The organism is Marinobacter sp. KMM 10035 (genome assembly GCF_046537445.1).
GTDB lineage: Bacteria > Pseudomonadota > Gammaproteobacteria > Pseudomonadales > Oleiphilaceae > Marinobacter > Marinobacter sediminicola.
On the sequence record NZ_JBBVMG010000001.1, the window covers coordinates 42037 to 67837 of the forward strand.

The 25801-nt window shown below is 54.8% G+C and carries 19 protein-coding genes; 11 read left to right on the forward strand and 8 right to left on the reverse strand.

What is annotated here, in order from left to right; translation table 11 throughout:
- Positions 1-5: 5 nt before the first annotated feature.
- The 3 genes from AADB16_RS00205 (at position 6) to AADB16_RS00215 (ending at position 6190) form a co-directional block, all read left to right on the forward strand.
- On the forward strand, positions 6-3257 hold the full coding sequence (locus AADB16_RS00205; RefSeq protein WP_410800584.1) for an Ig-like domain-containing protein: 3252 nt from the start codon (positions 6-8) through the stop codon (positions 3255-3257).
- Positions 3258-3417: 160 nt separating this feature from the next.
- Positions 3418-5715, forward strand: a complete 2298-nt coding sequence (locus tag AADB16_RS00210; protein WP_410800586.1) for a molybdopterin oxidoreductase family protein — start codon at positions 3418-3420, stop codon at positions 5713-5715.
- Between the two features lie 19 nt (positions 5716-5734).
- Complete coding sequence (locus AADB16_RS00215) at positions 5735-6190, forward strand: DUF2489 domain-containing protein (protein ID WP_309045043.1); 456 nt, start codon at positions 5735-5737, stop codon at positions 6188-6190.
- A 295-nt stretch (positions 6191-6485) separates the two neighbouring features.
- On the opposite strand, the gene AADB16_RS00220 is transcribed toward AADB16_RS00215, so the two are convergent.
- The 3 genes from AADB16_RS00220 to AADB16_RS00230 all read right to left on the reverse strand — a co-directional run bounded on the left by AADB16_RS00220 (position 6486) and on the right by AADB16_RS00230 (position 10994).
- Positions 6486-7850, reverse strand: a complete 1365-nt coding sequence (locus AADB16_RS00220; protein ID WP_309045042.1) for an aminoacyl-tRNA deacylase and HDOD domain-containing protein — start codon at positions 7848-7850, stop codon at positions 6486-6488.
- Between the two features lie 103 nt (positions 7851-7953).
- Positions 7954-10029: an ATP-dependent DNA helicase RecG gene (gene recG / locus AADB16_RS00225; protein WP_410800588.1), complete on the reverse strand. Its 2076-nt coding sequence runs from the start codon at positions 10027-10029 to the stop codon at positions 7954-7956.
- 8 nt (positions 10030-10037) lie between these two features.
- A complete protein-coding gene (locus AADB16_RS00230) occupies positions 10038-10994 on the reverse strand; it encodes a hydrogen peroxide-inducible genes activator (protein ID WP_410800590.1) in 957 nt (318 codons plus the stop codon).
- A 76-nt stretch (positions 10995-11070) separates the two neighbouring features.
- Between AADB16_RS00230 and AADB16_RS00235 the strand changes: the two genes are divergently transcribed.
- A complete protein-coding gene (locus AADB16_RS00235; protein WP_410800591.1) occupies positions 11071-11937 on the forward strand; it encodes an NAD-dependent epimerase/dehydratase family protein in 867 nt (288 codons plus the stop codon).
- 65 nt (positions 11938-12002) lie between these two features.
- Here AADB16_RS00235 and AADB16_RS00240 read toward each other — a convergent pair whose 3' ends face one another.
- From AADB16_RS00240 to gmk, 4 genes are all read right to left on the reverse strand, one after another.
- A complete protein-coding gene (locus tag AADB16_RS00240; protein WP_309045038.1) occupies positions 12003-12389 on the reverse strand; it encodes a RidA family protein in 387 nt (128 codons plus the stop codon).
- Between the two features lie 89 nt (positions 12390-12478).
- Positions 12479-14620 carry a RelA/SpoT family protein gene (locus tag AADB16_RS00245; protein WP_309045037.1) on the reverse strand — a complete coding sequence of 714 codons (2142 nt, stop codon included), beginning with the start codon at positions 14618-14620 and terminating at the stop codon, positions 12479-12481.
- 147 nt (positions 14621-14767) lie between these two features.
- Entirely contained in the window at positions 14768-14980 is a 213-nt protein-coding gene (gene rpoZ, locus AADB16_RS00250) for a DNA-directed RNA polymerase subunit omega (RefSeq protein WP_298452807.1), read from the reverse strand.
- 89 nt (positions 14981-15069) lie between these two features.
- Positions 15070-15714, reverse strand: a complete 645-nt coding sequence (gmk, locus tag AADB16_RS00255; protein ID WP_410800594.1) for a guanylate kinase — start codon at positions 15712-15714, stop codon at positions 15070-15072.
- A 147-nt stretch (positions 15715-15861) separates the two neighbouring features.
- Here gmk and AADB16_RS00260 point away from each other — a divergent pair, with 147 nt between their 5' ends.
- Both AADB16_RS00260 and AADB16_RS00265 read left to right on the forward strand, forming a co-directional pair.
- On the forward strand, positions 15862-16749 hold the full coding sequence (locus AADB16_RS00260; protein WP_410800596.1) for a universal stress protein: 888 nt from the start codon (positions 15862-15864) through the stop codon (positions 16747-16749).
- Positions 16749-17564 carry an RluA family pseudouridine synthase gene (locus AADB16_RS00265; RefSeq protein WP_410800598.1) on the forward strand — a complete coding sequence of 272 codons (816 nt, stop codon included), beginning with the start codon at positions 16749-16751 and terminating at the stop codon, positions 17562-17564. The genes AADB16_RS00260 and AADB16_RS00265 overlap by 1 nt, the downstream gene beginning before the upstream one ends.
- A 6-nt stretch (positions 17565-17570) precedes the next feature.
- Here the strand turns inward: AADB16_RS00265 and AADB16_RS00270 are convergent, their stop codons facing one another.
- Entirely contained in the window at positions 17571-18344 is a 774-nt protein-coding gene (locus AADB16_RS00270; RefSeq protein WP_410800599.1) for an enoyl-CoA hydratase/isomerase family protein, read from the reverse strand.
- A 393-nt stretch (positions 18345-18737) separates the two neighbouring features.
- On the opposite strand from AADB16_RS00270, the gene AADB16_RS00275 reads away from it, so the two are divergent.
- The 5 genes from AADB16_RS00275 to AADB16_RS00295 are packed head-to-tail and all read left to right on the forward strand — an operon-like array spanning position 18738 to position 25794.
- Positions 18738-20237: a flavin-containing monooxygenase gene (locus AADB16_RS00275; protein ID WP_410800601.1), complete on the forward strand. Its 1500-nt coding sequence runs from the start codon at positions 18738-18740 to the stop codon at positions 20235-20237.
- Positions 20227-21837, forward strand: coding sequence for a GMC family oxidoreductase (locus AADB16_RS00280; RefSeq protein WP_410800603.1), 1611 nt, complete (start codon positions 20227-20229; stop codon positions 21835-21837). The genes AADB16_RS00275 and AADB16_RS00280 overlap by 11 nt, the downstream gene beginning before the upstream one ends.
- Positions 21838-21870: 33 nt before the next feature.
- Positions 21871-23406, forward strand: a complete 1536-nt coding sequence (locus tag AADB16_RS00285; RefSeq protein WP_410800605.1) for a class I adenylate-forming enzyme family protein — start codon at positions 21871-21873, stop codon at positions 23404-23406.
- A 2-nt stretch (positions 23407-23408) separates the two neighbouring features.
- On the forward strand, positions 23409-24371 hold the full coding sequence (locus tag AADB16_RS00290) for an alpha/beta hydrolase (protein ID WP_410800607.1): 963 nt from the start codon (positions 23409-23411) through the stop codon (positions 24369-24371).
- Between the two features lies 1 nt (position 24372).
- Complete coding sequence (locus tag AADB16_RS00295; RefSeq protein ID WP_410800608.1) at positions 24373-25794, forward strand: coniferyl aldehyde dehydrogenase; 1422 nt, start codon at positions 24373-24375, stop codon at positions 25792-25794.
- Positions 25795-25801 lie beyond the last annotated feature (7 nt).

Here is a 25801-nt window from a genome sequence, read left to right on the forward strand (position 1 = left end):
AGGTCATGAGAAAACTAAAAACATTAGCCTTGGTTCCTGCCATTTTGCTAGCAGCTTGTGGTGGGGACGAACAAAGCGTTAAAGAAAGAGCTACGCCCGGCTCGTTGGTTTATTCCTACCCGACCGATGGGCAAGCAGATGTAAGCCCTAAAGCTGACATCGTTTTACGCTTCAGCCACGCCATTGTGGATGATGAAACAGACATTGCCGATAAGATTGAGCTGGCCTCAAGCGGCAGCGTTCCGGCGTTTACCGTGAAAAAGATCGACGGTGGCAAAAGCCTGAAGCTGGAAATTGCTGATGGGCAAAAGCTGGGCAGCCGAGCGGGTTATTCCCTTACCTTCAACGCACCTCTCAACGCTGAAGGCGGCAGACTTGTCGACACCCCCAACGCTGTTGGCGATGAAGGCATCCAGTTTAATACCCGCGGTGAGCTTAGCGGTATTGCTGGCCTGGCCAACACGTCTGACACCTTTGGTGTCGCTTGGCAGGTGCCCGATACTGAAGGCCTTTTCCAAGTGATGAACTTTTCTACCTTCCGCCTGGCCATGACTCAACCGGTTCACCCTGAGTGGCAAACACTTGGGGGTTCCATTGAGCTTCTGGACAAAGACGGAGAGGCGGTGCCTGCCACTGTACTGGTAAAAGGCAACAGAATTACCGTTGATCCTTGTCTCACAGAGCAAAAAATCGACTGCGGAAGCCGTGCAGACGTATTGAGCGCTGGCCAAACTTATACTCTCAAGCTCGATAGCATCGCCAGCCTGACGAATGGCCCAGACGGCACTCGATACAGCGAGGAGTTTAGCTTCACACCGCGCGCCACAGGCCCAACTGCTGTATTGGCTCAGGACGCTATAGACTCAATTGACGGAAGGTACTCCTCCATATTGAATGGCCAAGCCATTAACGGGGTAGTGCTTAACTCCGTACTTCAGGGCGTTACCGATTCATCACAGCAAACCGGCTCACTGTTTGCCGAGTTAGGGCATGCACCCTCCTTTGCCGCGGATGAAGCAATACCTTTGCGGATTCCAAAAGGCAGTGTGCTGGAGAGCACCAGCTTGAGCATTAAGGTTGGCGGCACAGTTCAGGCTCTGAACATTGATGATGGCAGCCCTCAGGAAACCGGTACCATCAAGGTTACCATGCTGTCTGACGCCTCCGGCTACATGACCCCCAACTCTTATACCAACGAAAAAACAGCACCTCGCCACATTACTCTGTTTATGGACGTTTCCATGAACACAGAGGAAAAAATGCCTAATGCTGCTTTGTCCCAGGATTTAATGGGGGTTGAGCTTCGAGGTATTGTGCGTGTTAAGGATGGTGTACTGACAATCGATGCCATAGGCATGGTTGAACCCAACTTGTTGGGCCAGGAGTATACCGATTCGACTATCGCATTCCATCTGCAGGCCAACATGGATGGAAAAGGCCTGGATGCGGCAGACGAGTGGGAAGCCACCCGTGATCAAACACCTCCCCAGCTGGTTAGTTGGATGCCGGGAGCAGAAGATGCCAAGCCTGCAACACGTCAGTCTATGCATCGCCCAGGTGACCCGATTATCCTGTTCTTTGATGAGCCTTTGGATCCTGCGTCAATCTCCGCAGGTGTAAACCTCTATGCCGATGGCCAAGAGCTAACGGTAGCCAACGGCACGCTCAATACCGCACTCGACGGAACAGCCTTAACACTGAATCCGGAAGGCGGGTTGAAGCCAGGTGTTCAATATAGAGTGTCAGCACCTGGTTTAATCGATTTGGCCGGAAACCCCTTCGTATTGGCGGATGATTTATCGTTCAGCCTCGATGGCCAGCGCGATGTGCTCGCCAATGCGCCACCTCTGGCGTTAACCACCTACCCTGGCTACCCATGCGAAACCGACCACACACAGCTGGATCTGGAAGCTGGTGTTTTGGGTAAATGCTGGACAGCAAAAGATAACCGGGGGGACGTATTACCGGTTAGCAAAATGCCGGGAGATCGCCCGATCACCGTAGTCTTTTCGCAGCCCATGGACCTTGATTCGATACGCTTGAACGAAACCTTCATAGTCCAAAAAGTTGATAGCGATGGGAATGATGTAGAACCAATCACTGGTCGTTTAGAAAAAAACAACCAGCGTGTGCGCTTCTATCCGGATCAGCCTTGGGAAGTAGGTGCATTCTACCAGTACACACTGATCTCCAGGAGAGGCGACGACTCCACAGCAGGCTCAGCGTATTCCAACTATTGCGATATGAGCGTGCCTCAATCCATCTGCGGTGCAAACGCTTACCCGCTCAAAGCGGATTTGCTGGAAGGTTTGAATGGCGGCTGGGGAAATGGAGAAGACCCATATAACCCCATGAAGATCTACTTCGAGGGTGCTGAAGCAAAAGATTCAGTATTCACAGCCTTGCGGAATCTTCCAATTCGCGACACCAATGCCAACTTCAACATAGACTGTGGCTCCAACGACGATCCTGACTGCCTTGAGCCCTTTGTTCATGAATATAAGGACCCTGCAGAAGTCGCGGACAGCACCCATGTAAGCGGATGGCTGCCGTCAGCAAACTCAACAAAATTGAGCGTCGTAAATAACAAGGCCAAGCTGACGGCCCTTGGAATTCCGAGTCAGATTCCCGCTCGCGTCGGATGTAAAAATGACGAGAGATGTCCGAAAGACAAATTCATCTATCAAACCTATGCGTTGAATAGCGAAGTCATAGGTCCAGGTACCTGGACCGACCCGGCGACGGGTACCGAGGAAGATGCAATCCTTGTTGAGTTGTATCCAACTCTATTGGCTACGAGCTCCATCGATACTTACGTTGATCTTGGAATACTGGAAGCTGATGTCCCTACAAACACCCAGATCATTCGGATGCGCTATTCAGAAGACCCGAGCTGTGCTGGACAAAACGGTTGCCCTCGCAATCAGTTGATAAAGGGCGCAATCGTGACGGTTGATGGGAAGCCAGTATTCAAAACACGAGCGGAGTTGATGCTTGATGCTCCCGAAATGAAAATTACTGCCAACGGCCCGCACGACCTTTACGCCCGGCCCTTCTACTTTGATCTGGAGGGCGATGTTACCTTCTTTGATGATGGTCGCATGCAGATCGAGCAACGCAATACGAACCTGGTAGATATCAAAGTTGAGGCCAAACCTTTGGGCCTCATTATAGACCTGCCCCTGCAGATCCCTGTGGGTGGCACCTACCTCAACTTCATTACAAATCCTGTTAAGGATCTCCCCTCCGTGCAGTAAATCTGCCGCGGTACTCTTAAGGCCAGTGGCCAGTCTCCGGACTGGCCTTTTTTGTGCCTAAAACAATACCCCGGAGTTTCCCACCACAGCGTATTTCCTGCTAATCTGGTTGCACAATGAAACCCAACCTGTAACAACAAAAACATCAGGAGAGACCTTCATGCGAAACGGCACTCATTACCGCACCTGTCATTTATGCGAAGCCATGTGCGGCGTTGCCATTGATGTGAAGGAGGGGCGCATTGCGTCAATTCGTGGAGACGACAAGGATCCTCTGAGCCGGGGCCATATTTGCCCCAAGGCGGTGGCCCTACAGGATCTACATGAAGATCCTGAGCGCTTACGCAAGCCGGTTCGTAAAACCGCCAATGGCTGGCAAGAGATTGAGTGGGATGAAGCCTTCTCAATCGTGGCTGAAAAGCTTCACGGAACCCGCACAACCCACGGCCGCAATAGTATTGGCGTGTACCTAGGCAACCCAAATGCCCACAACCACAGCTCATTAATCGCCACCATGCCGTTTCTACGGGCCATTGGCTCCCAGAATCGCTTTTCTGCCACCTCCAATGACCAGCTTCCCCACATGCTGGCAAGCCTGGAGATGTTCGGCCATCAGGTTCTGTTCCCCATACCGGATATCGACCATACAGATTTGTTTATCTGTATTGGTGGCAATCCGATGGCGTCCAATGGCAGCCTGATGACGGTGCCGGATTTCCGTGGCCGGCTGAAAGCGCTTAAAAAGCGCGGCGGTAAAATGATTGTGGTGGATCCCAGGCGCACAGAAACCGCCAAGCAGGCCGATGACTTTCATTTTATTCGCCCTGGCACCGATGCATTTTTGCTGATGGCCATGGTGAACACGCTGTTCTCAGGAGGGCTGATCCATCCAGGGCCCGCAGAGCATCTTATAAAAGACCTGGATCTTTTGCGCCTGGCATCCATGCCCTTTACACCCGAAGCCGTAGCCCAACGCACAGGCATTGCAGCGGCAACCATACGGGATCTAGCTCAACAGCTTGCAGACACGCCAAAAGCAGCACTTTACACCCGCATGGGCACCAGCACCCAAACGTTCGGAAGCATCACAACCTGGCTGGCGTACTGCCTGAACATTCTTACCGGCAAACTGGACACCGTGGGCGGCGTGATGTTTACCCAGCCAGCCATCGATCTGATTGCCCTGGGCGCCATGTCTGGTCAGCGAGGGCACTTTGGCGCTCGCCATAGCCGGGTTAAGGGGTTGCCGGAGTTTGCTGGAGAATATCCGTCCAGCACCATGGCTGACGAAATACTCACACCGGGCGACGGGCAAATCCGAGCCTTTGTGACCGTTGCCGGCAATCCGGTGCTTTCCAGCCCGAACGGGCGCCGGCTGGACGAAGCCCTGAACGGGCTGGATTTTATGGTATCGGTGGATTACTACATTAACGAAACTACTCGCCATGCCGACATTATCCTGCCGCCCACCGCCGTGCTCGAGCGCAGCCACTACGACATTATTTTCAACATGCTGGCCGTTCGCAATGTATCGAAATACAGCGAAGCACTGTTTGATGCTGGCCCGGACAGCCGTCATGACTGGCAGATTCTGCTGGAGCTGGCGCATAGGCTTGAGAAACTACGCAAGGGTGGCAAGCTGCCGATCCGTTCCGAGTTGGGCTGGCAAGCGTTCAAACGCGCAGGCCCTGACACCATCGTTGATATGCTTCTGCGTACCGGGCCTTATGGCACAGATACAGGGCGCGTCCGTGGGGTTTTGGAGCCCGCGACGAAACGGATTCTGGAACTGCTGCCTAAGCAACATCCTTTGCGAGGCCTTGCCGAACTGAGTTCTCTCAACCCCCAGTGGCAGAGACTTCCTAAAGGGCTTTCCCTGAAGCGATTGAAGGAGCACCCCAGCGGGATTGATCTCGGCGCTCTGAGGCCCGCTCTGCCCGGCCGGCTGTTCACCCGGGATGGAAAGATTAACCTGGCTCCCCGGCGCTATCTGAAAGACGTAGAGCGCCTGCACCAGCAGCTCTCTGTGCCTGAATCGCCCAACGAACTGCTGCTGATTGGGCGGCGCCATATTCGCAGCAACAACTCATGGATGCACAACAGCCACCGTCTGGTAAAAGGCAAAGACCGCTGTACCCTGCTGGTCCACCCGGACGACGCCAAGCGTTTGGGGCTTAAGGAAGGCAGCACTGCTGAGGTCCGCGCTGATGATCGCCTGGTGGTCATGGCCGTGGAAATTACTGAAGACATGATGCCGGGAGTGGTTTCCATTCCCCATGGCTGGGGTCATAACCGCGAAGGAACTCAGCAGTCCACGGCGACAGCCCATGCTGGCACCAGTATCAACGATGTGTTGAGTGATGAATTAACCGACCCGGTGGCGGGTACTTCCGTATTGAATGGTCAGCCAGTAACTGTCAAAGTCTGCCAACCAGAACAGCAACCTACACCCGCCTGAACCAGACTGGGAGAACAACATGCCTCACTGGCTACAATGGAGCCTGATTATTGCCGGCGCGGTCGCCATCCTTGCCCTGCTGGGGTTTATCCGGCGGCAAATGGTCACTCTGTCTGAAGACCGGAGACGGCAGCGAAAAGCAGAGGCTTTTCAGGCGAAACGGCGCAAGGATATGGTCGATAGCATTCGCGTTATTGCCATGGCCATTGAAGAAAACCAGATCGAATACTCCGAGGCATGCCTTCGCATAAAAGGCTTGCTCGACCATGTAGCTCCAGAATTGATGAATGCCCCGCCATACCGGGTGTTTATGGATGTATATGAACAGCTTCGCCACATGCCTACTCACCAAGCTCGTCAGAATACCGAGACGCGCTTCGTGGAAAAGATGGACAAGGAGCGGTTTGAAGTCGAAAGGCGACACACCGATGAAATACGCCGTGCCGCAACGGCCATCCGGAATCACAGCTTCTGACTTGCTCCGGATTTGTGTCGTTTTGTAACAGAATTGTCTGCAAATGATAATTTTATCGATTTGATATCAGAAGCTTGCTCGAATCCCTAAAAATGACGGAGCGCTCAGCTTCTCATTCCCGCCGGTGGGTGCCTTTCCTTTTTGCATATGTTGTCTAAGTTGAAATCAGGGTGATAGGTTTTTACGGTTGGTGTTGAGATCGCGATGATCGCCCTGGGTTATTTCTCCTGTTACGTTCGGACGACGCTGCAATGAGCGGAAACCTTGCCGGCCTTTATGGCCGGCCTTTTTATATCTACTGATTCATCATACCAGCCATGGCCATGACCTTGTCCCGGTTGGCTACCAACTCATCAAACTGTTCTTCTACCAGCTCACGATTGAGGCCGAGCTCGTCATAGACCTCTTGTTCAGCGGGTGTATATGCACCCATGGCGACGCCCCTTTCGGTAAGCAACTGGCGGCCAAGCCACAGGATTCGGGCATATACATTGTGGGTGCCTTGGTAGGTTATGCTTTTCTGATACCTTATGGCCTGTGTGACCTCATCTGGCATACCCCAGTTTTCCATAAGCTGAGCTGCGATCTGCTCCCGGGTGATCCCCAAAAGATAGTGCTCCGATACCGAGGAATCAATATCAGAGTTCACCTCCAAAGAGCGACATACCAGCTTGAAATGGGGAGGGAAAACCTGGGCCAGCAGAAGGTAACCAAAGTTGTGTAGCAGACCTGCCAAATAGGCCAGCCCGAACATGGGGCGCTCTCCCCGCGGCATCATACTCGCCAGAATGCCCGCTGACTGAGCTTGCCAGATGGCTTGTTGCCAATAGTCCACATAGCCTTCGGGGTGGTCCTGGGGCTGCTTGAGTGCTCGCCCCAACGACAAGCCCATAGCCAGGTTCATCACCATATCAAAGCCAAGCACCCGTGATACCGCATCGTGCACTGAGCGCACTTGCCCGGCCGCGGCATAAAACGATGAGGATGCCCAACTCACCACCTGAGCCGCCAGGCTTGGGTCACTCTCGACGATATCGACCAAATCCCCCATGACAGCGTTTGGATTTACCCGCAAGTGAATAATGCGCTGTGCGGTTTCCGGCAACGGTGGCAACTCCAGCGTGTCTTCCAGACGCTGTTGAATGCGCAAACTGGTGAATTTTTTGATGGCGAAGGTTAACTGGTTACGGTCATTGCCCGGATCATCCAGATTTACGGTTATGTTTTCCGATGCCACCGTAAACGACAGGCGATCCGCATTTTGCGTCAGAGCACGGAACTCCTCAGCAGGCATCACCATCGCCAGATTTTGATCGCCCAACGCTAAAGCTACCGAGGGCAAATCATCGACCCGGCGATCCACGATGGTGGGCCAACCCGTAAGTGAAGGCAGAGCCGGCAGTTCTCGCAGGCCGGCACGCTCTTTAACCCGAATTTGCTCGCGAGGTTTCATCAGGCGAAAGTCCCGCCCCATCTGCTTGTTCAATCGTTCCAGATCAATCAAATCGTCTTTGCAGCATATGGCTTGAAGGTTGTCCTGCCCGTCGTGAAGCAACACCATCCGCAACAGCTCGTGCTGATTAGCCTGGCGCATATCTCTCAGTGATACGCCTTTGGCTGAATTGCCCAAAGCCTGTTGAACCGTGACAGGTAGTTCCATCTTTTTCTCCTGATTATCGCTGCTTGCCATCCGGCCACCAGAATCTGGCGTTGGTTTTTTAGTATAGATCATGTGTTAGCTGTATAAATTTTCATGCACCGGTTCAAACATCCCCGTAACGCATTTTTTCACCCATCCACCGTCGAATCAGCGCCTGCACCAGTTGTGGCTGCCTCATGAGCCCCGGCGCCATCTCCCGCACCGGTTCAATCCACCCCTTGTCCCGCTCAAAGTCTGCCAGCCGGAACTGCATCATGCCAGTCTGGCGGGTTCCAAGCACTTCCCCTGGCCCACGTATCTCCAGGTCCTTTTCGGCAATAACAAAGCCATCCTGACTGTCTCGCAGGGCCTGCAGGCGCGCCTTGCCATTGGTCGACAGCGGAGGATGGTACATGAGCACGCAGAAGCTGGCCTGCTCGCCCCGCCCCACCCTGCCACGGAGCTGATGCAACTGGGCCAGGCCCAGGCGCTCCGGATTTTCAATGATGATAAGTGAGGCGTTGGGCACATCCACGCCCACTTCAATCACCGTAGTGGCAACCAGTAAATCCAGCTCCCCCTGTTTAAAGCGTTCCATCACTTCGGCCTTTTCCGAAGATTTTAGTCGCCCGTGCACCAGCCCGACTTTCAGGCCAGTCAAGCGATCAGTCAGTTCTTGCGCTGTTACTTCTGCCGCCTGGCACTGCAAGGCTTCCGACTCTTCAATCAGTGTGCACACCCAGTATGCCTGGCGACCGTCAGTGCAGGCGCTGCGTACGCGCTCAATCACATCGTCCCTACGGCTGTCAGGAATGACGATAGTTTCAATGGGCTTTCGGCCCGGGGGTAATTCGTCGATCACCGAGGTATCAAGGTCGGCATAGGCACTCATGGCCAGAGTACGAGGAATGGGTGTGGCGGTCATGATCAGCTGGTGGGGTGCAAGGGTTCCGCCTACACCTTTTTCCCGCAAGGCCAGGCGCTGGTGCACGCCAAACCGGTGCTGTTCATCCACAATGACCAACGCCAAGCGGTGAAACAGCACATCATCCTGAAACAACGCATGGGTGCCGATGATTACGCTGGCCGTACCCGTATGCACGGTTTCCAGCGCTTCTTTCCTGGCTTTGCCTTTGACCTTGCCAGACAGCCAGGCCAGCTGGATACCGAGTGGCTCCAGCCAGCCTTTAAAGTTCTGATAGTGCTGTTCAGCCAATATTTCAGTCGGCGCCATAAGCGCCACCTGGGCACCCGCGCCGATGGTTTGAATTGCCGACAGCGCGGCCACCACGGTTTTACCCGAGCCTACATCCCCCTGCACCAAGCGCAGCATGGGTAGCGGCTGGCTTAAATCCTGCCGGATTTCACTCATAACTTGACGTTGGGCACCCGTAAGCGCAAACGGCAATCCCTCAAGAAAGCGCTCTGCCAGGTCGCCAGTGGGGAGCAAGGGCAGAGCTTGCCGAGCCTGAATCTGTTCACGAACCTGCAGCATACTCAATTGATGCGCCAGCAACTCCTCCATCACCAGGCGCTGCTGGGCAGGATGGCGCCCCTCCATCAGCAGATGAACCGGAGCGCTCGCCGGGGGAGAATGCACCATCTGGACAGCTTCATTAATTCCCGGCAACTGATAGCCCGCCAGCAACTCAGCTGACAACCAGTCTCGTATAGGGTGGCGCTGAAGGTATCCCAGAGCCTGCTGACACAAACCTCTTACTCTGGGTTGCTGTATGCCTTCGGTCAGCGGATAAACCGGTGTAAGGGTGGCCTGCTCCCCTGTGGGCATAGCTGGCGGGTTGGTTTGGTACTCCGGGTGGTAAAACTCGTACCCGGCGCGCCCCGGACGCACCTCGCCAAAGCAGCGAACCCGGGCACCTTCGGACAGCTGGTTTTTTTGCGCAGCATTGAAGTGGAAAAACCGTAGCACCAGAAACCCGCTGCTGTCTTTCAGAGTGACCTGCAGGCTACGACGACGCCCCATCACCAGATCTGACTTCATCACCTCGCCTTCCACAACGGCGACATCGCCTACCCTCAAGCTACCCATGGGGATAATGCGGGTACGATCTTCGTATCGATGGGGAAGGTGGAACAACAAATCCTGTAATGATGAGATTCCCAGGCGCGCAAGCTTCTCGGCAAGGGCGCTTCCTACGCCCTTGAGCTCCGTAACCGGGAGGTCATCCAGTGATGCCATATCTGGGCTCAGCCTGTCGCAACAACCGGAGTGTCCTCTGTCGCTTTTTCAATCACCCGGCATTGGCCGGCTGCAAGCGAGAGAACATCAATGGCTTTGGGCCGGGGGAAGGTTACCCGCCAGGCCAGGGCCACGGTGCGGGATGGTACCGGGGCGGCAAAGGGCCGGGTAACGAGCACATCCTGCTGATAACGCATACCGGTGGCGGCGGAGAGTGGCAGTACGGTAATTCCTAAACCGGAGGCAACCATGTGGCGTATGGTTTCCAGAGAGCTGCCTTCCGTAACCAGCGAAGGCGATCCTGCATCTGCCCGGTTTGTGACGGCCTCCACCAGAGGTGGGCAGGCTTCCAGCACCTGATCCCGGAAGCAGTGGCCGGGGCCAAGCAAGAGTAATTGCTCGTTGGCCAGTTCATCCCCTGTAATTTCTGCCTTGGCGGCAAGGGGATGGTCTGCAGGCAGTAGCACCACAAACGGCTCGTCGTACAGCGGTAGGGTCAGCACCTCCGCCTCTTCAAACGGCAGCGCAATGATAATGGCGTCCAACTCGGACTGACGCAGTTTTTTGCGCAGGTTAGCAGTGTAGTTTTCTTCTATATAGAGCGGCATTTCCGGCGCGGCACGGCGCAATTCAGGCAAAAGGTGCGGAAACAGATAAGGCCCGATAGTATAAATGGCGCCCACTTTGAGCGGCGAACTCAACTGGTTTTTACCATCCTGAGCCATGTCGCGGATAACACCCACCTGATCCAGAACCCGCTGGGCCTGCTCAACAATACGCTGACCCGTTTCCGTTACGCGAATACTGCTTTTGCTTCGCTCAAACAGCGGGATACCCAACTCTTCCTCGAGTTTTTTGACCGCAACGCTGAGTGTCGGCTGGCTAACGTGACAGCGCTCGGCGGCACGGCCAAAATGCCTTTCACGGGCAAGCGTAACGACGTATCGTAACTCGGTAAGAGTCATGGTGATCTCCGGTCAAAAGGATACAGGTCGAAGTTTCACTAATTTATGAGATAGAGGATAAGGATTGATATTGTCTATGGCAATCGCTGATCGCAATAGTATGCCCAGAATTCTTGTGGCAGGTTGTGGCAAGCTCGGGGGCACCATCGCCAGTATGCTGACAGAGTCGGCGCAGGTGTATGGCTTACGTCGTAACCCAGCCAAGGTGCCCGAAGGCGTGACGGGGATAGGTGCGGACCTGACTCACCCGGAAACCTTAACGGGCATGCTGCCTGAGAACCTGGAAACGGTGATCTACTGCCTGACACCCTCCAGTTATGACGAGCAAGGCTATCGCGATGCCTACGTTAACGGCCTTGCCAACCTGCTGAAAGCCATTGACAACCAACATCTAAAGCGCCTGTTTTTTATCAGCAGCACCAGCGTTTACGCCCAGAACGATGACAGTCTGGTTGATGAAACCAGCCCGGCCTCACCCTCACGTGTCACGGGACAGCAAATTCTGGCCGGAGAAAAGACGGCACTGAATAGTGGTCATCCCGCTACTGTTATTCGCTTTAGCGGAATCTACGGGCCATCAAGAGGTCGTTTTCTGGAGGAGGTGATCGACGGCCGCATGAACCCGACAAAGCCGGCACCATTCAGCAATCGCATTCACGAAGATGACGCGGCCGCGGCTGTGGTCTTTCTTAACCAGCGAGCGCTATCAGGCAGGCGTTTGGACACCTGCTACGTGGCCAGCGATTGCGAGCCGGTTCGGCTGGATGAGGTGGTCGACTGGGTTCGCCAGCAAGTGCCCTGCGCCGAGCCCTTAGCCGACGCCAGAAAAGGCGGCCGGGCGGGCAGCAAGCGCTGCAGCAACCAGCGGCTACTGCAATCAGGCTTTACCTTTCGCTACCCGGACTTCCGTGCCGGATATCGCGATATGATCGATAAGGGCTAGACCTACAACGAACAAAGGCGACCCGCAGGCCGCCTTTGTTCTGACTATCCTGGCTGCGTGCTGAATCAGCTCAGCACCATTACCGCTTCTACTTCTACAGGAACATCCTTAGGCAACGCTGAAACCTGCACCGCTGCGCGTGCCGGGTATGGCTCGGGAAAATACGTCGCCATAATCTCGTTAACCGTGGCAAAGTTTGCCAGATCGGTCACATAGATATTCACTTTAACGATGTCTTTCAGCTCACCACCTGCCGCTTTACAGACGGCCTGCAGGTTATCGAATACCTGACGGGTTTTCGCGGAAAAATCGCCCCCGACCACATCCATGGTTTCAGGATCCAGCGGAATCTGACCAGAAATATAGACAGTGTCACCGGCCTTTACAGCCTGGGAATAGGGGCCAATTGCCTTGGGTGCGTTTTCAGTCTGAATTATGGATTTGTTGGTCATACCGTTTACTTTCCTTATCGTCTAAAACACCAATCGTCGCTGTTCCATACGTGAACTGTCAACCAGACAGTTCACCCCTGCCCACCTCGTCAGTATTTGACCCGGTTGATCGAGGTAACGGCTTTGATATTGCGAACCCGGCGCATTACGCGGGCCAGATGTTTGCGGCCGTGCACCTTCACCACAAGGCTGACCACGCTAAAGCGGGCATTCTGTTCATCTACATTTATCCGCTCTATATTGCCATCCGCCATGGCTACTGCATTGGCCACTTCGGCAATCACTCCATGCTGCCGCTCCAACTCAACCCGCAGCTCTACGGAGAACTCATCGGTAATGTCCTTAGCCCAGGTGAGGTGGGTCAGGCGGGACCGACCCTCATTGTCTTCCGGCAAACGAGAGCAGGTATCAGAGTGGATATGCATGCCGCTGCCTGAATCCATCACGCCAACCACCGGGTCACCGGGGATCGGCTTGCAGCAAGTGGCAAAGTGGACCAGCATGCCTTCGGTTCCCTGGATGGTTACTGGCACATCATTACCACCCTGAATATCCTTGACCTCCCCGCTGGACCCTGCGCTTTCAGCACCACTCACAAGCTGGCGCGCAACCAGGTAAGCCATTCGATTGCCCAGCCCAATATCGCTGATAAGCTCATCGAAACTGTTTACCTGATTATGGTTCACAACAGCCTGTTTCTGGGCATCATCGATATCGGCCAAGCGCTTACCAAACCCGTTGAGGGATTTTTTCAGCAGCACGCGTCCCAATTCCATTGATTCCGCCAGCTTTTGCCCTTTAAGGGTATGACGTATGCTACTGCGAGCCTTGCCGGTCACCACAAAACTGAGCCAGGCGGGGTTCGGGCGGGCCCCGGGCGCGGTGATAACCTCTACGGTTTGGCCGCTTTGTAATGGCTTGCTCAGCGATCCGAGATTACGGTTGATTCGGCAAGCGACTGTAGCATTGCCAATATCTGTATGAATGGCATAGGCGAAATCCACGGGCGTAGCACCCCTGGGTAGCTCCATGATTTTACCCCTCGGGGTAAACACATAGATTTCGTCCGGGAAGAGATCCACTTTTACGTGCTCGATAAACTCTAAAGAGTCATCCGCGCGTTCGCGCATCTCCATCAACCCTTTCACCCAGCGATCAACCCGCGTTTGGTTCACGCTGGTAACGCTGCTGGGCTCATTTTTGTACATCCAGTGGGCTGCAATACCATCGTTGGCTATATGCTCCATTTCCTCGGTACGGATCTGGATTTCAATGTTTACGTGCATACCAAAAAGGGTGGTATGCAATGACTGGTAACCATTGGCCTTGGGCATGGCAATGTAATCTTTGAACCGACCAGGCATTGGCTTGTAAAGGCTGTGGACAGCACCCAGAATCCGGTAGCAATCGTCTTCGGTGTCGGTGATGATGCGGAAGGCGTATACGTCCATGATTTCGTAAAAGGACTTCTGCTTGAGCTTCATCTTGTTATAAATGCTGTTCAGATGTTTCTCGCGCCCCATGATCCGGCCCGGCAGGCCACGCTCTTCCAGCTTTTCCTGAAGTCGGCCTCGTATGTCTTCAATAATCTCCCGATGACTGCCGCGCAACTTGTCCACGGCCTTGGAGATATAGCGGGAACGCATCGGATGCAGCGCAGCAAACCCCAGGTCTTCAAGCTCTGTGGAAATTGCGTGCATACCAAGGCGGTTAGCTATGGGGGCGTATATATCGAGGGTTTCTGTGGCGATGCGCTGGCGCTTTTCGTAGGGCATGGGGCCGAGAGTGCGCATGTTGTGCAGGCGGTCAGCCAGCTTTACCAGAATAACGCGAATATCCCTGGCCATGGCCAGAGTCATTTTCTGAAAATTCTCGGCTTGCGCTTCTGCACGGGAACGGAATTCTATTTGGGTCAGTTTACTGACGCCGTCCACCAGCTCGGCAACATCGTCACCGAATTGCTCGGCAAGCGCATCCTTGGGAATACCGGTGTCTTCAATAACATCGTGGAGCATAGCCGCCATCAAACTCTGATGGTCAAGCTTCAGATCTGCAAGAATGTGAGCAACGGCGAGGGGATGGGTGATGTAACGGTCACCACTTTTGCGCATCTGGCCCTCATGGGCCTGCTCGGCATAATAGTAGGCCCTTCGCACCTGGTTAATGCGATTGGTATCCAGATAGGTGCTGAGCTCAACCGCCAGACCTTCTACCCTAGCCTCAAGTGACACCGCGCCTCCGTAATACTCCAGTTTCCCACGTTTGCCAGCAGCAGAAACAAAAAGACCCGAATGCATGCATTCGGGTCTTTTTTCTATCCTTCCAGCAACGATCTATAGATACACTATAAAACTGCGGAGGCAGATTTCAATGCATTCTTAGTCTTCTTCGATTTCGTTCAGCAAATCGCGGCTGACCAAACCTGCAGCAATTTCGCGCAGGGCGATAACCGTAGGCTTATCGTTTTCTTCCGCAACCATCGGATCAGCGCCTTTGGTGGCTATCTGGCGGGAACGCTTGGTGGCCAGCATGACCAACTGGAAGCGGTTATCAACGTGTTCCAGACAATCTTCAACAGTAACTCGTGCCATAACATCCCCGAAAATAATAAAAATGACTGATTTAGCAGACCGCGTAGTTTACTGCCAGCGGCACAATTTGTATACAGCAAAAGTCCCTATCAGGCGGAGCCGTCACTTTCACCACAGAGTTCCGCAAGCAGTTGCCTGTGCCGTAACTGTTGCGTGGTTACCTGCATACGCTGGCTGCGTACGATCGCCAGCAGGTCCGCCAGCGCTTCCTTGAACTCATCGTTTACAACAATGTAGTCAAACTCGCCTACATGGCGGCACTCTTCTCTGGCCTCAGTCAACCGCCGACTCACGACATCCGGCGCGTCGGTTCCTCTGCCCACGAGGCGTTCCCGAAGGGCTTCCGCCGAAGGCGGCACAATAAAAATACTGACACACTCGGGAATAAGCCGACGCACCTGGGAAGCGCCCTGCCAGTCGATTTCCAGAATCACATCTCGCCCGCTGGCCAGCATCTCTCGGACCCACACCTGAGATGTGCCGTAATAATTACCGAAAACGTCTGCATGCTCCAGAAAGTCGCCTTTACCGATCATGGCTTCAAACTCGGAGCGGCCAACAAAATGGTAGTTAATGCCATCCTTCTCGCCTTCGCGCATGGGGCGCGTCGTATGAGAGACGGACACTCCCAACTTGTGGTCTGCATGTAGCATTTCTGCTACAAGACTGGTCTTACCGGCACCCGATGGCGCAGAAATAACGAACAGCGTACCCGTTTCACCGGCCTGGCTCATGATTGAACAACTCCTGGACTGGACCTGGCCGCCACTAGTGGAGGCCCGCAAAGCGAATAATTATACGACCTTTGACCAAACACCGCATCCCGGATGCCGCCACAACTGGTAACATCAAGGAAACAGCAGCAAACGACGGAAGGCAGCATGGATAAACTTCTGATTGTCATGGATCCGGCCCACAAGCACCAGAAAGCTCTGGCCCGGGGAATCGAACTGGCACGCGCCACGGGCGCCCAACTGGAAATCGTGGCGTTCATCCATGAACATCTGGGCGCTTTGCCGTCAGACCCTACCGTGCAACAACGTGCCCGGGATGCCCTCATTGAACTTCGTCAGCGCTGGCTGGATCAGATGCTGGCGCTTTCCGACTGCACCGACCTGCAAGTCGCCACGCATACTGTGTGGGAAAAGAATATTCACCAATGGATCATTGAACACGCCCATCCAGTCCGCTTCAAGGCCGTCATCAAAACCGGAAGCCGCTCGGAAACATGGTTATACACGCCGACTGACTGGCACCTTATCCGTGAGTGCCCGGTACCGGTGATGCTGGTAGCAGAACAGAAATGGAACCATGCCCACCCGATTCTTGCCGCGGTAGACCTGAGTTCCACCAAACCGGTCAAAAAGGCCCTGAACACTAAAATCATTGAGCAGGCTCGCGCATTGGCAAAGGCCTTTGGATCCGAGGTTCATCTGGTTCATGCCCTGCATATTTCCGAGGTGCTGGCAGATCTGGAGATCATCAATGTGGCCGAACATGAGCAGCGGCGCCGGGCAGCACTGGAGCCGACCATTACCCACCTGTGCAACACCTGGCACCTGAGACGGGACCAGGTTCACCTGGCCGCTGGCCCGGCACACAAGGTTATCCCCAGCGTGGCCAGCAAGTTGAAAGCCGATATGGTGGTCATTGGTACCAGCGGTAAAACCGGCCTGAAGGCTCGCGTGATTGGTAACACCGCAGAGAAGGTGCTCATTCACCTGAGAACCGACTTGCTAGCGATCAAGCCCGGAGACACTGGCCAGTAATGCGTAGAAAATTTGACGTTACGATAAAGCAGCCTGAAACAGCCAGCGAAGCCCTGAGCACGGCATCAGGGCTTCCCCGCCAACGCATCAAAGACGCCATGAACAAAGGCGCCTGCTGGTGGACTCTGAAAGGCAAGAAAGTGCGGTTGCGGCGTGCAACCAAAGAGCTGCAAGCCGGCACCCAGTTGCAGCTTTATTACGATGAAAATGTTCTGAACCGCAAGCCCGAAGCGGCCACTCTGGTCGAAGATAAAAGCCGTTACAGTGTGTGGTTCAAACCCCATGGCTTGTTAGCTCAAGGCTCACAATGGGGAGACCATTGCAGCCTGTTGCGCTCGGCTGAGCTTGAGCTGAAGCGCCCTTGCTTTCTGGTTCACCGACTAGACGGGGATGCTGCGGGGCTAATGCTGATTGCCCACGACTCAAAAGCCGCGGGCGCACTATCCCAATGCTTTGCCGGCCGCACCATGACCAAACACTACCTGGCCCGAGTAACCGGCATTATCAATACTCAGGATCAGCTAATCGATTCCCCAGTTGACGGTAAAGCGGCTATCAGCCGGGTAACGACACTAAGCACCGATGAAGCCGCCGAAGCCAGTCTTCTGCAAGTTATCATCGAGACCGGCCGCAAACATCAGATCCGCAAACATTTGCAGAGCATTGGGCATCCGATTATTGGCGACCGCCTATACGGAAAACCTGCACGAGTTCCCTTGCAGCTCCTCGCCGCCGGCCTGGGGTTCGACTGCCCCTTTAGCCGCCAGCGGGTAACTCTGGAATTACCGAAAGAGCTTGCCAACCTGGCCGAATGAGCCCACTCAGTTACCTTCAAACTCCGGGGCACGGCGAGCAACAAATGCCTGAACGCCCCGCATGAAGTCCTTCGACTTGGTTGTAACATTCTGTTCCTCGGCCTCAACCGCTACCGCTGAGCGCCAGTCGCAGCTGGCCACTTCACGCAGCAATCGTTTGGTTCCGGCGACAGCAAGCGGCGCGGCACCAGCCAACGCACTGGCCCATTCAAACGCTTCTTGCTCGAGGCTTTCAGCAGGCACGGCCTTATTGGCCAAGCCATGAGTTAAACAAGTCTCTGCGTCAAGCCGCTTACCTTCGATGATGGCCGCCAGTGCACGGTGACGCCCCATGGCATTCAGCAGATGCCATGTGAGCCCGCCATCGGGCACAAGCGCAATGGCAGCAAACGCGAGATACACACTGGCATCTTCTGCCATCATCACCAGATCGCATGTCAGAGCCAGCGCAGCGCCAATACCGGCTGCCTGACCATGAACGCGCGCGATATACAGCTTATTTCCGTGATGTATGGTTTTCAGCAGTGGCTCATATTCGTCCAGCAGCAGATCCGATATTTGCTTGTAGTCAAAATCCTGCAAATCCTGCCCCGCAGAAAATCCCTTACCGGCTGCACCGATAATGCAAACCCGAATGGTTGGATCTGCCTCCACCTCAGCCAGGGTAGAGGTCAAGGCTTTGCGCATCGGCGCATTCAGAGCATTGTAGTGCTCCGGCCGGTTGAGTGTAATCGTCGCAACTTGCCCATCGCGGGACAAAAGAACTGGCGTGTCACTCATCTCATTGTTCCTTCTCTGTTAAATCGATTCTTTTGTTTTCGCGCCGGTTTCAACCAGAACCTGCACCCCGGCCCTATGAGCCTTGCTGCTTCGCCAGTATCACGGCTGATATTTTCGGTATAACTAGACTGCACTTCTGAACACAAATATTCATCTGCGAAATCTTCCATGAGGAGCCGCTTTATCTTGCACAACAGGCCAAATTGAACACTAGCGTTCAAAACAAGTCAACAAAGTGCAAAAAGTTTGTCTCTGCCCTGGTTTTATGATTAGCTGTTAACCGCCTATGAATATTTTTGATCACAGGTGTTCACTACAAGCCGTTCCAGAAAATCGTTCGCGATGACAGCGGAGTGCATAGGGCCGGATGCCGGCCAGCTAGAGGGAGATATTATGAGTAATAAAAGACAGCCTTCAGTGCTGGTAATCGGGGCAGGCGCCACCGGTATTCTTGCAGGTATCAAACTACCGGAAGCAGGAATCAGCGACGTTATCATTATTGAAAAAGCAGACCGGGTTGGTGGCACATGGCGTGAGAATACTTACCCCGGAGTAGCCTGCGATATCCCCTCACCTCATTACTGCTACTCATTCGAGCCCTGGCCTTGGTCAAGCCAGTGCGCACAAGGCGGCGAAATTCAGGAGTATCTGGAACACGTTGCTAAAAAATACAACGTACTTCCGATGATCCGCTTTGGAACGGCTGTCGTTTCCACCGTTTATGATGAGACCACAGCAACCTGGACTGTGAAGACCGACAAGGGCGATGTTTTCACCGCGGATTTCGTGATTGCTGCGACCGGCATTCTTCACAAACCCAAGCGCCCTGACATTCCCGGACTGAACAGCTTCAGCGGCGAGATGTGGCACACCGCCGAATGGCGGCACGATGTGGATTTGAAAGGAAAACGTGTAGGCGTAATTGGTACAGGCTCCACCTCTCACCAAGTGGTACCCGAGCTGGTCAAGGCCGGGCACGAAACCTTTGTATTCCAGAGAACACCTCAGTGGGTATTTCCCTTTCCAAACCTGAGCTTCCCGGAATGGATGCGCAACCGCTGGAAAGAAAAGCCCGCGCGGATGAAGCCCTGGAAGTCACTGTACAAAACATTTATTGAGCAGTTCTTTGTAAAAGCCACAACAGGCGAGCCGGTACAGCGGACGCTTCTGAACCTGTCCAGCAAAGCCTATCTTCGCCTGGGTGTTCGCAAGCGCGATTTGCGCGAGAAGCTCACGCCGGATTACGGCGTTGGCTGTAAGCGCATGGTGGTCAATTTCACGTTTTACCCTGCGATACAGAAAGAAAATGCTCACCTGATTACTGACGGCATCAAAGGTATCGAGGCTGAAGGCGTGCGACTGGTTACAGGAGAGCTGGTTCCCCTTGACGTTATTGTGCTGGCAACCGGGTTCGACAACTTCGCCTACATGCGCCCAGGCAGTCTGGTCGGCCGCTCTGGCCATACCATTGATGATGCCTGGAAAGACGGCACCTACCCCAGCTACCACGCTGTGCTCATGGAAAACTTCCCCAACTACTTCCTTATGCTCGGCCCTGGCACCCCCATCGGTAACAACTCGGTGATTGGCATGGCTGAAGAGCAGCTGGACTACGTGTTGCGGTTGATGGACATCTGGCGTGACGGCGAGGCAGACGAGATTGAACCCACCCCGGAAGCTGTGTCGGCCTTCGTTGAGTATATAAAGGCCGGGCTTGGTGAGTCCGTCTGGACGAGTGGCTGCCAAAGTTGGTATCTGGACGCGGCCGGAATACCCGTCGTGTTCCCCTACACCTGGAAAGAATTTGTCGCCTCCATGGCTGAGATCGACCGGAGCGAGCTGACCATGGCATGCGTCAAACCTTGCCAGCAGGAGATTCTCCATGCAGTTTGACTATGTGATTGTTGGAGGGGGCTCGGCTGGCTCTGTGCTCGCAGCTCGTTTAAGCGAGGATCCGGAAAAACGAGTATGCCTGCTTGAAGCCGGTGGCGACGGTAAAAGCTTGCTTGTTCGCATGCCTGCGCTGACAGTAGCGATGATGCCAGGCAAACCCGTAAAGATGAACAATTGGGCATTTACGACCGTGCCCCAGCGAGGACTCAATGGCCGCTGCGGCTATCAGCCACGTGGGCGCACTTTGGGCGGCTCCTCAGCAATTAATGCCATGGTATACACCCGTGGCAATCCCCGGGATTATGATCGCTGGGCTGAGCTCGGCGCTGAAGGCTGGGACTGGAAGGGCGTACTGCCCTACTTCCGCAAATCCGAGAGCAATGAACGCGGCGGAAGCGATTTGCATGGCGCTGCAGGCCCATTGCATGTGGCCGATCCTTCTAGCCCCCGCTCTATTACCAAAGACTGGATTGCTGCCGGCCAAGCCTGCCAATTGCCTCTTACAGACGATTTTAATGGCGAACCCCAGGCTGGAATCGGTTATTACCAGGTAACCCAGTTCCACGACAGTCGCAGGGGACAACGATGCTCTGCGGCGGCGGCCTATCTCCACCCTGTGATGGACACCCGCCCCAACCTGAAAGTGATTACCGGTGCACATGCTACCCGCGTTTTGTTCTCCGGGAACAAGGCCACAGGTGTTGAATACCGCCAAGGCGGTAAAACGCTGACCATCGAAGCTACCAACGAAGTCATTCTGTCTGCCGGTGCATTTCAGTCGCCTCAGCTATTGATGCTGTCCGGAATTGGCCCTGCGGCGCATCTACAGCAACACGGTATCCCCGTAATTCATGATCTGCCAGCGGTAGGTCAGAACCTTCAAGACCATCCCGATGTTGTTTTGTCCTACGGGGTTAACACCACCGATGTGTTTGGTGTCGGTGTATCAGGCACCTTCCGCTTACTGGGTGGGATGCGAGAGTGGTTTTCCAGCGGTAAAGGCTTGCTGTCCACCAACTTCACAGAAGGTGGCGCATTTTTCTCAGTGGATGGAGTGCATGATGACTGGCCCAACGTTCAGCTGCACTTTGTTATCGCGCGAGTTGAGGATCATGGCAGGAAGATCAAACCGGGCTATGGAATCTCTTGCCATGCTTGCATTCTGCGGCCTGAAAGCCGAGGCCATGTTGCTCTCGCCTCCTCTGACCCGATGGCAACACCGCTAATCGATCCCGACTTCCTGGGCGACGAGCGAGATGCGGAGCTACTTTTAAAAGCGGTTCGACGCACCTTGCAGATTATGGAATCTGAGCCGGTCGCGAGCCGAATTACCCGGTCTTTCACCGCTCGCTCCACTGACAGCGACGAGGATCTGCTGGAAATGATCCGCAACCATTGCGACACCGTTTACCACCCCATTGGAACCTGCCGCATGGGCAGCGATCAGGATTCGGTTGTCGATACATCTTTGCGGGTACGAGGCGTTGAAGGTCTTCGCGTGATAGACGCTTCTGTGATGCCAACGCTAATCAGCGGCAACACAAACGCACCGACAATCATGATTGCAGAGAAGGCAGCAGCGGAATTCTTCCGCGACTGATACAGCCTTCCTCACTGGTTAGAGAAAATAACAATGACCTTCCAGACGTTAGATGAGCTTTACCTATTCGCCGAAAAAACCGATAGCGGGCGAGCAGCTTTCAGTGACCTGTCCGGGCGAGCGCTAACCAGCCCGGATTTTGTGCGCGACCTTCGGCAAATAGCCGGCGGGCTAACCCAGCTTGGGCTAGAGTCCGGCAAGGGCGTGGCTGTACTGGGACTTAACAGCATCGAAACGCTGCAGATCATCCTCGCTGCACCCTTGGCGAACCTGATTCCAGTCCCTCTCAATTTACGATGGGCCGCGGCAGAAATTGCCTTTGCGCTGGATGATGCAGATGTTGCAGTGGTCGCCCTGGACGATCCATTCCTGCCCTTGGCGGCCGAACTTGCCAAAAACAGGCCGGAGTTGATCTTCGTGCATATCGGTCAGGGCGAAACGCCTGCGGGTATGCAGTCGGTAAATGATCTGCGCGCCGAGCCTGTTGAGCTGAATAATGAGCGAGACCCAGCAGCCCCGGCTATTATTCTGTATACCGGAGGCACCACCGGGCGATCCAAGGGAGTGGTTCATTCCCATGCAAGCCTGGTCGCCGGCGCCATGGTTATGGCTGTGGCTGGTTTCCCCAGCACTGGAAAGACCTACAGCTCCTGCTTCCCGTTCTTCCACGTTGCAGGGATCCAGCCCACGCTGACCCGCTTGATCCAAAACTCAACCCAACTGCTGATGCCTATGTTCAGGCCGGATTTTGTGGCCGCAGCAGTACGTGACCACGGCGTACAAGAGCTGGGCCTGGCACCCACTATGATGCAGATGCTGATCACAGACCCGGAGTTCAGCTGCAAAAACTTCGCTGGTCTGGAACGGTTGATGTATGGCTCTTCGCCAATCTCCGCCGGACTCCTTGCGGGCCTCAAAGAGACCTTCCCTGGAGTTACCTACACTCAGGCCTACGGTATGACGGAAGCTGGGATAGTCATATTTCTAGGGCCCCAATTTCATAGTGGCGAATTTGAACGCATCGACGGCGCAGGCCAGCCGGGGGCACCCGGCACAAAGGTCCGCATCGAGGACAATAATGGTGTCGCCCTGCCCCAAGGCCAGGTTGGTGAAATCGTGGTTTATGGGCCAACGGTGATGTCCGGATACCGCAACCGCCCCTCAGAGACCGACGCCGCACTGCGTAAAGGAGGCTACCGAACGGGTGATCTCGGCATGCTTGATGACATGGGCGTTCTCTATGTGCGCGACCGGTTAAAAGACATGATCATTACCGGCGGCGAGAACGTCTATTCCTCGGAGGTTGAAAGCGCCATATCAACACTGCCTGGTGTCGCCATGGTCGCAGTGATCGGCTTGCCGGACGAGAAATGGGGCGAAAGAGTCCATGCTGTAATCGTCCCTAAAGAAACCCACACCCTTACATTGGAAGAGGTTAACAGCTATCTGAAAGACCGGATTGCCGGCTACAAGCACCCTCGAAGCCTGTCGCTGGTGAAGGAGCTGCCACTATCACCCATGAACAAGGTGCTAAAGCACGAGCTCCGCGCCCAACTTACCGGAGACTGATCATGGCGAATGGTATTTCAAAGCGCCAACGGTTCTGGACTCTGTTCCAGCACCTGTTTGAAAAGCCCTTGATTGGCGCGGTTCCATCACAAAAGCTATTACGCCGCGTGGCTGGCTTGCACGCTTGGCTGTGCTATCCCCGTCCTATGGATGTTCGCTTGCAACAAGGCGAAGTGGGCGGGGTTCCGGGGCACTGGTGCGACCTTGGCACCCCCACCGTCACGCCTGACTCCAAAAAAGTGGTGGTATGGCTTCATGGCGGTGCCTTTACGGTAGGCGGCGTAGGTTCCCACGGGGCTTGGGCGGCCGGAGTTGCCGCGGCGAGTGGCGCCCGTGCGTTTCTCGCTGACTATCGGCTAGCGCCGGAACATCCATTCCCCGCAGCCCCCGACGATGCCGAAGCGGTTTATCGTGGCCTGCTTGATGAAGGCTACAAGCCTTCATCAATAGCTATTGCAGGCGACAGCGCTGGCGGCGCATTGGCATTCGGCCTGCTGGCTCGAATTCGAGAGGCAGGCTTAGCAGACCCAGCAGCCGTAGTCGCTGTTTCTCCCTGGCTGGATCTGTCACTTTCTGGTGAATCTGTGCGCACTAACAAGCGCAGCGAAGCTATGGTGCCGGAAAGCTGGCTGCGGCGCACAGCACAACTTTATGCTGACGGTCAGCCACTTGATGACCCTGCAATATCACCACTGTTTGTAGAATGGGACCGCCCGCTGCCACCCACCATGCTGCTCACCGGCGAAGACGAACTCCTGCGTGATGACACCGAGCGCACGGCTAGCGCTCTTTCAGCTGCCGGCGGTGAGGTAGAGGTATTGCGGCAGGCCGGCGCGGGTCACATCTGGCCCGTCCGTATGCATCTTACGCCTGAAGCCAGCTACGCCAACAACCAGATGGCCGCCTTCCTGAGGCGTGCATTCTGGCCCGACACTTTCCAGCTTCATCTCGCTGAGGAGCGCTGATATGACTTCGAACCCTCCCCAATCTGATCACCTGCTAGCCATTTTTTCAGCAGCTCGTGCCGCGCACTTAACCAACCCAATGCCTTCTGCTGAATTACGCAGGGAGCGCCTGTCCCGGCTCGAAACGGCTCTGCTCAAATATGAACCGGAGTTGGTCGCCGCGATGAATACGGACTTCCGGCACCGTTCGGAGGCTGATTCAAGCATCTTCGACATCACTGTTCCGCTTGGCGACATTCGGCGCAATCGCCGTTCCGTCAAACATTGGATGAAACCGCGTAAGGTCGGAGTACCACTGCACCTGAAGCCTGCGCGCGGCCGTATCATTCCCCAGCCCAAAGGGGTGGTGGGCGTCATATCGCCCTGGAACTTCCCCGTGTATCTGGCCATTGCCCCCATAGCTGCGGCACTTGCTGCGGGCAATCGCGTAATGCTGAAGCCATCGGAATTAACCCCCAAAACATCCGAAGTGATGGCCCGGATGATTGCCGACACGTTTGAACCAACAGAGGTCTCTGTGTGCATCGGCGGCGTTGAACTGTCTCAGGAATTCTCCAATTTGCCATTTGATCACCTGTTTTTCACCGGTTCGACTCGGGTAGGAAGGGAAGTGGCAATCGCAGCTGCGCGAAATCTCACCCCCGTTACGCTCGAACTGGGTGGGAAATCTCCGGCCATCATTGGTGAACACGCCAGTATCGATTATTCAGCACGCAGAATTGCATTCGGAAAAGTGGCCAACGCCGGGCAAATCTGTGTTGCCCCAGACTATGTTTTGCTACCTCGAAATCAGGTGGAAGCCTTTGCGACGGCAATGGAAACTGCGGTGCACAACTTCTTCCCGGATGGCCCGCAAAGCCCGGACTACACCGGCATTGTTAACGACAACCACCTGAACCGCCTGCGAGAGCTGGTCGCTGACGCCAAAACCGCAGGTGCTGAAGTGCGGGAGCTTTTACCCAACAACACCGAGCATGCCAAAGGCAAAATGACCCCAACGCTGGTGCTTAACCCGCCCAAAGACAGCCGAATAATGCGTGAAGAGATATTCGGGCCTGTACTGCCGCTGATCACCTACGACTCTCCCGAGGAAGCCCGGGACTTCGTAAACTCTCGCCCGTCTCCGCTGGCGCTGTATGTTTTCTCAGACGGTCGCCAAGAGCGGGACTTCTGGCTCAATGGCACTCTGTCTGGCGGAGCCTGCGTGAATGAAACCGCGTTCCATGTGGTTGCAGACACCATGCCGTTTGGCGGTGTTGGTGAGAGCGGCATGGGGTCCTATCACGGTAAAGCTGGATTTGATCAGCTAAGCCATCTCAAGTCGGTACTCATACAGCCGAAGCTTAACGGCGCATTTGCCTTCAATCCGCCAGCCGGTGGTTTTAACAAGTTCGTAGGAAAGGTACTGCGGAAGATCGTATGATCTGATT